Here is a 6,228-nt window from a genome sequence, read left to right on the forward strand (position 1 = left end):
AGCCTAGTCGATGACTCGTACGAGACAGAGGCGGCTTGCTAGCCTCCGCGTGCGAGTTACAAACATGTGTTTCGTGGCTCGAATGAGGGGAATCAACGGGACTCCATGGCACTCATGGGTCCAGTGGGGGGAGCACCACATGTCTGTCGATCACGCACAGGAAACCGGGAGCAGCGACGAGGGGGAGGCCGTCACGACGCTGGCGGCATCCGTGAAGACGTACGCGGTCGCCCCCGGCGTCCGCCTCAACGTCCGCAGTGGCCCGGGCACCGGTTACGGCATCACGCGGACCCTCCCCGAGGGCACCCGCGTCCCGATCTTCTGCCAGACACCCGGCACGACGGTGTCCGGCTACTACGGCACCTCGAACATCTGGGACAACATCGACAACGGCGAGTACGTCTCGGACTCCTACGTCCACACCGGCAGCGACGGCTACGTGGCCGACCGCTGCGGCTGATCCGTACACCAGCCCCGATCCGGAGCCCGCGGGCCCCCGGCGCCATAATCGTCCCGTGAGCGACGAACCAGGCACCCCGGACACCCCCGCGGGCTCCACCGGCGGGCCCCGTCCCGAGCCCCTCCGTTTCTTCGGCACGTCCTGGGTGAACCACGACGACGGCTACACCGCCCGCCGGATCGGCGTGGCCGTGGGCTCGCTCGCCGCGGCCGTCGTCTCCTGCCTGGTCCTGCGCCTCGCCTACGAGGGCGTCCAGCTCGCCGACACCGGCGCCTTCGTGACCGTCCTCGTCGGCGCGATGTTCGCCATCTGCAGCGCCCTGGCCTTCCGCAACACCTGGGAGTCCTTCGGCAGGCGCCCCGATCCCGAACGCCAGGCCTCCCTGCGCGGCCTCCTCGCGATCGGCTTCGTCGGTTCGCTCCTCGCCTACTTCTTCCGCTCCCTCACCGAGGCCCCCGGCGAGAACCTCCACCGCGCCGAGTACGACACCGCCGTCCAGGAACACGAACGCCGCTCCACCCGCCGCTCGGGCAACCCGTCGAAGAAGAAGCGGAAGCCCTGAGGCCGACGCGGCGGATCCGGCCCACCCGCGGAAATCCCTGTCGCGCCCGCCCCACCCCCGGGGACCATGGCGGCATGACCACAGGCCAGTCGCAGTCGCAACCCCGAAACCTGACCCCGACCCCCGCCCCCTCCCACGCCGCACGCGCGCGCTCCTTCAACGCCGCCGCGGCCCAGTACGCCGCGAACCGCCCCTCCTACCCGCCGGCTCTCCTCGACGCCGTCGAGGAGGAGGCCGGCCGCTCCCTCACGGGTGCCCGGGTGGTCGACGTCGGCGCGGGCACCGGTATCGCGACGGCCCTCCTGCACGCGCGCGGCGCCGACGTGGTCGCGGTGGAGCCGGGGGAGGGCATGGCGGCGCAGTTCCGCGCCACCCGCCCCGGCATCCCGATCGTCCGCGGCAACGGCAACGCCCTTCCGCTCGCCGGCGCCACCGCCGACTTCCTCACCTACGCCCAGGCCTGGCACTGGACCGACCCGGCCCGCTCCGTGCCGGAGGCGCTCCGTGTACTGCGTCCCGGCGGGGCGCTGGCGCTGTGGTGGAACACCAGCGCACTCGACATCGACTGGATCGCCGGCTCCGCCGACCGCGTCGCCCGGTTCTTCGGCGTCGACGTCAGGGCGGAGCAGAGCAAGTCCGCCGACCGCACCGACCTCGCCGACCCCAGCGGGCGGCTCCGCTTCGCCCGCCGTGAGGTCCGCTGGAGCCGCCGCGTGCCGGTCGACACCCATCTCGCCAACATCGGCAGCCACTCGGCTTTCCTCGTCACCTCCGAGGACCGCCGCACCGCGTTCCTCACCGAGGAACGCGCCCACCTCCTGGAGATCTTCCCCGACGGGATCGTCGAGGAGACGTACGACGTCCTCCTGCTCGTCGCCCTCAACACCTGAGCGCCACCGAGACCACCGGCCTGCGGCCAGCCCCCACCCGCGGGCCGGTGGGGGCTGGCCGCGCAGTTCCTCCCCCAGCCTTCGGCTGGGGGTACCCCCAGCGCCCCGTCAGGGGCGCTGCAGTCGCGTCAGCTGCTTAACCGCGGCACCGATTTCTTCGCCTGCGGGCCGGTGGGGGCTGGTCGCGCAGTTCCTCCCCCAGCCTTCGGCCGGGGGGGTACCCCCAGCGCCCCTGACGGGGCGCTGCAGTCGCGTCAGCTGCATACCTAGCTGCGGGCAGGCGTGCCGCAGGGCGGCACGGGTGGGCGCTGGGGGAGGCACCCTGCCAGCGCCGGTAAGCGTGCCCACCCCCCCGGCCGCCCTCCCCTCCCTCGCCCTTGACGCCGCACTCCCTCCCGCGCATTATTCATCACATGGTGAATTACTCGCCGGAGCCGCCCGAGGCCCCCGGCAACCCCGCCCTGCCCTACGCCGTCCAGGCCGCCGGACTCACCGCGGTCCGCGGCCCCCGTACCGTTCTGCGCGGACTCGACTTCACCGTCCCGCGCGGTCAGATCACCGGTCTCCTCGGCCCCTCCGGATGCGGCAAGTCCACCCTGATGCGTGCCGTCGTCGGTACCCAGGCCAAGGTCACCGGCACCCTGAACGTCCTCGGCCGACCCGCCGGACACCCCTCCCTCCGCACCCGCATCGGCTACGTCACCCAGGCCGCCTCCGTCTACGACGACCTGACCGTCCGCCAGAACCTCGACTACTTCGGCTCGATCCTCGACCCCACCCGCCCCACCGCACAGCGCCGCGCCGACGTCGACCGCGTCCTCGACGAAGTCGACCTCGCCAGCCACGCCGACGCCCTCGCCGGCAACCTCTCCGGCGGCCAGCGCAACCGCGTCTCCCTCGCCGTCGCCCTGCTCGGCAGCCCCGAACTCCTCGTCCTCGACGAACCCACCGTCGGCCTCGACCCCGTCCTGCGCCGCGACCTCTGGAACCTCTTCCACTCCATCGCCGCCACCCGCGGCGCCACCCTCCTCATCTCTTCCCACGTCATGGACGAGGCCGAACGCTGCCACCGCCTCCTCCTCATGCGCGAGGGCGAGATCCTCGCCGACGGCACCCCCGAGGCCCTGCGCACCCGCACCGGCTCCGACACCGTCGAGGCCGCCTTCCTCCACCTCGTCGACGAAGCCGCCGCCACCTCCCGCACGAAGGAATCGGCACGATGACCACTCAGCCGGCCACCATCCCCGTCAGCGCCCTGAACCTCTCCCGCACCACCGCCACCGCCGCCCGCGTCCTGCGCCAGCTCCGCCACGACCCCCGCACCATCGCGCTGCTGCTCCTCATCCCCTGCCTGATGCTGGTCCTGCTCCGCTACGTCTTCGACGGCAGCCCGCACACCTTCGACAACATCGGCGCCTCGCTCCTCGGCATCTTCCCGCTCATCACGATGTTCCTGGTGACCTCCATCGCGACCCTCCGCGAACGCACCTCAGGCACCCTCGAACGCCTCCTCGCCATGCCCCTCGGCAAGGCCGACCTCATCGCCGGCTACGCCCTCGCCTTCGGCTTCCTCGCGATCATCCAGTCGGCCCTCGCCACCGGCCTCGCCGTCTGGCTCCTGGGCCTCGACGTCACCGGCTCCCCCTGGCTCCTGCTCCTGGTCGCCCTGCTCGACGCCCTGCTCGGCACGGCCCTCGGTCTCTTCGTCTCGGCCTTCGCGGCCTCGGAATTCCAGGCGGTCCAGTTCATGCCCGCGGTGATCTTCCCCCAACTCCTCCTCTGCGGCCTCTTCACCCCCCGCACCGAGATGCACCCCGCCCTCGAAGCCGTCTCCGACGTCCTCCCCATGTCCTATGCCGTCGACGGCATGAACGAGGTCCTCCGCCACACCGACATGACCGCCACCTTCGTCAGGGACGTCCTGATCGTCGCCGGCTGCGCCCTGCTGGTTCTGACCCTCGGCGCGGCCACCCTGAGGCGACGCACGGCCTAGCCGCAGGCGACGTCCATCGACGACGTCCGGCCAGCGGACAGGCCGCCCCCGCCCTGCCCCCCGGTGCCAGACTGAACCGCATGAGTCAGAAAGTCGCAGTCCTCGGCACCGGCAAGATCGGCGAAGCCCTGCTCAGCGGAATGATCCGCGCCGGCTGGGCCCCTGCCGACCTCCTGGTCACCGCCCGCCGCCCCGAACGGGCCGAAGAACTCCGCGCCCGCCACGGAGTCACCCCGGTCACCAACCCCGAGGCCGCGAAGACCGCCGACACCCTGATCCTCACGGTCAAGCCCCAGGACATGGGCACCCTCCTCGACGAACTCGCCCCGCACCTCCCCGCCGACCGCCTCGTCATCAGCGGTGCCGCGGGCATCCCCACCTCCTTCTTCGAGGAGCGCCTCGCCACCGGCACCCCGGTCGTCCGCGTCATGACGAACACCCCCGCCCTCGTCGACGAGGCGATGTCCGTCATCTCCGCCGGCACCCACGCCACCGAGGCCCATGTCGCCCACGCCGAGGAGATCTTCGGCGCCGTCGGCAAGACCCTCCGGGTCCCCGAGTCCCAGCAGGACGCCTGCACCGCCCTCTCCGGCTCGGGCCCGGCGTACTTCTTCTACCTGGTCGAGGCCATGACCGACGCCGGCATCCTGCTCGGCCTGCCCCGCGACAAGGCCCATGACCTCATCGTCCAGTCCGCGATCGGCGCCGCCGTGATGCTCCGCGACAGTGGCGAACACCCCGTCAAACTCCGCGAGAACGTCACCTCGCCTGCAGGCACCACCATCAACGCCATCCGCGAACTGGAGAACCACGGCGTCCGCGCCGCCCTCATCGCCGCCCTGGAGGCAGCCCGCGACCGCAGTCGCGAGCTGGCCTCAGGAAAGAAGGACTGAGGCGAGAGCAGCCGCACGGGGACGGCGGGCTACCGCGCCGCGTTCAACACCGGCTCAGGTACGGCCGTCCCCGAGAAGGCCCCCCGGCGGCAACAGCCCGATCGCCCGGTAGGCCGTATCGACGATCGGCCGGGCGATCGCCCGAGCCTTCTCCGCCCCACGCCGCAGCACCCCCTCCACATATCCCGGATCGGCACACAACTCCCTGTGCCTGGCCCGCACGGGCCTGAGCGTCTCAAGGACCGCCTCCGCGGTGGCCTGCTTCAGAGCGCCGTACGAATCGTGAACGGTTGCCAGTGACTCAGGGTTCCCGCCCGTGCACGCAGCGAGAATCTCCAGCAGATTCGCGACCCCGGGCCGCTCCTCCCGGTCGTAGACGACCTCCCGCCCGCTGTCGGTCACGGCGCGCATGACCTTCTTCCGGATCACGTCCGGCTCGTCGAGCAGATAGACGATCCCGGGACCGGAGTCGTCGCTCTTCCCCATCTTCGACGTCGGATCCTGCAGGTTCATCACCCGCGCCGCCACCGTCGGCACGGTCGCCTTCGGCACCACGAAGGTGTGCCCGTAGCGCTGGTTGAAGCGCACCGCCAGATCCCGCGTCAGCTCCACGTGCTGCGCCTGGTCGTCACCGACCGGCACCTCGTCCGCCCCGTACGCCAGGATGTCCGCCGCCATCAGCGCCGGATACGTCAGCAGGGACAGCCGCACTCCCCGCCCCCGCGCGCCCTCGCTCGCGACCTTCTCCCTGTACTGGATCATTCGCCGCATCTCACCGTCGGTCGCCACGCACTCCATGACGTACGACAGCCGGGTGTGCTCGTCGACGTGGCTCTGCACGAACACGGTGCACAGCTCCGGATCCAGCCCCGCCGCCAGCAGCAGCGTCGCCGCCTGCCGGGTGAGCCTGCGCAGCCGGCCCGGATCGTGGTCCACGGTCATGCCGTGCAGATCGACGACGCAGAACAGCGCGTCGGCCTGGTGCTGATCGACGGCAGCCCACTGCCGCATCGCTCCCAGGTAGTTCCCCAGTGTTAGGTGCCCGGTCGGCTTGATCCCGCTGAAGACCCGTGTCATTCCCTCTCCACCTCCTGGTCGAGGCCGCCGCCCCCGGCGGCCGGCCCTCAGGGGTTCTGGAGGGAGATACGCGAACGACCGCCGAGGCGGCGGCCGTTGAATACGTACGTGAGCGCGGCCGCCGTCAGGCGGGCCACCACTGCTGGGCACACGTACGCGTAGTCATGCCGTCCACCATACGCCGCCGGGGTGCCGCCCGCGGCAAGTTGACACGCCCCAACCGGATACGTACTGTTCTCCGGGTTGTCCGACGTGAGCGCCGACCCAAATCGGTCCCCGGACAGCCATTCCGCAGGTACCTACCAGCAATCGGCGACCCGTCGCCGGGGGCTTCGGCATGCGTATTCGCGTAA

The 6,228-nt window shown here is 71.2% G+C and carries 7 protein-coding genes; 6 read left to right on the forward strand and 1 reads right to left on the reverse strand.

Annotation, left to right across the window (positions count from 1 at the left end; all coding sequences use genetic code 11):
• Nucleotides 1–139: 139 nt before the first annotated feature.
• The 6 genes from JF597_RS43105 (at nt 140) to proC (ending at nt 4,798) form a co-directional block, all read left to right on the forward strand.
• Nucleotides 140–460: an SH3 domain-containing protein gene (locus JF597_RS43105; protein ID WP_294009586.1), complete on the forward strand. Its 321-nt coding sequence runs from the start codon at nt 140–142 to the stop codon at nt 458–460.
• Between the two features lie 55 nt (nt 461–515).
• Entirely contained in the window at nt 516–1,022 is a 507-nt protein-coding gene (locus JF597_RS43110; RefSeq protein ID WP_294009588.1) for an EamA/RhaT family transporter, read from the forward strand.
• 74 nt (nt 1,023–1,096) lie between these two features.
• Complete coding sequence (locus JF597_RS43115; protein ID WP_294009591.1) at nt 1,097–1,912, forward strand: class I SAM-dependent methyltransferase; 816 nt, start codon at nt 1,097–1,099, stop codon at nt 1,910–1,912.
• Nucleotides 1,913–2,325: 413 nt separating this feature from the next.
• Complete coding sequence (locus tag JF597_RS43120) at nt 2,326–3,135, forward strand: ABC transporter ATP-binding protein (RefSeq protein WP_294009594.1); 810 nt, start codon at nt 2,326–2,328, stop codon at nt 3,133–3,135.
• On the forward strand, nt 3,132–3,905 hold the full coding sequence (locus JF597_RS43125; RefSeq protein ID WP_294009597.1) for an ABC transporter permease: 774 nt from the start codon (nt 3,132–3,134) through the stop codon (nt 3,903–3,905). Before JF597_RS43120 ends, JF597_RS43125 begins: the two co-directional genes overlap by 4 nt.
• Nucleotides 3,906–3,985: 80 nt before the next feature.
• On the forward strand, nt 3,986–4,798 hold the full coding sequence (gene proC / locus JF597_RS43130) for a pyrroline-5-carboxylate reductase (RefSeq protein ID WP_294009600.1): 813 nt from the start codon (nt 3,986–3,988) through the stop codon (nt 4,796–4,798).
• A gap of 54 nt (nt 4,799–4,852) precedes the next feature.
• On the opposite strand, the gene trpS is transcribed toward proC, so the two are convergent.
• The gene (gene trpS / locus JF597_RS43135; protein ID WP_294009603.1) at nt 4,853–5,875 is read right to left on the reverse strand and encodes a tryptophan--tRNA ligase; all 1,023 of its coding nucleotides are present in this window, start codon (nt 5,873–5,875) and stop codon (nt 4,853–4,855) included.
• Between the last annotated feature and the right edge of the window lie 353 nt (nt 5,876–6,228).

Source organism: Streptomyces sp., from assembly GCF_019510245.1.
Classification (GTDB): Bacteria; Actinomycetota; Actinomycetes; order Streptomycetales; family Streptomycetaceae; genus Streptomyces.

Excerpts from the sequence above, each read along its gene's own strand:
- JF597_RS43105 (WP_294009586.1), top strand. The coding sequence starts at position 140 with ATGTCTGTCGATCACGCACAGGAAACCGGGAGCAGCGACGAGGGGGAG.
- JF597_RS43115 (WP_294009591.1), top strand. The coding sequence starts at position 1,097 with ATGACCACAGGCCAGTCGCAGTCGCAACCCCGAAACCTGACCCCGACC.
- JF597_RS43120 (WP_294009594.1), top strand. The coding sequence starts at position 2,326 with ATGGTGAATTACTCGCCGGAGCCGCCCGAGGCCCCCGGCAACCCCGCC.
- JF597_RS43125 (WP_294009597.1), top strand. The coding sequence starts at position 3,132 with ATGACCACTCAGCCGGCCACCATCCCCGTCAGCGCCCTGAACCTCTCC.
- proC (WP_294009600.1), top strand. The coding sequence starts at position 3,986 with ATGAGTCAGAAAGTCGCAGTCCTCGGCACCGGCAAGATCGGCGAAGCC.
- trpS (WP_294009603.1), bottom strand. The coding sequence starts at position 5,875 with ATGACACGGGTCTTCAGCGGGATCAAGCCGACCGGGCACCTAACACTG.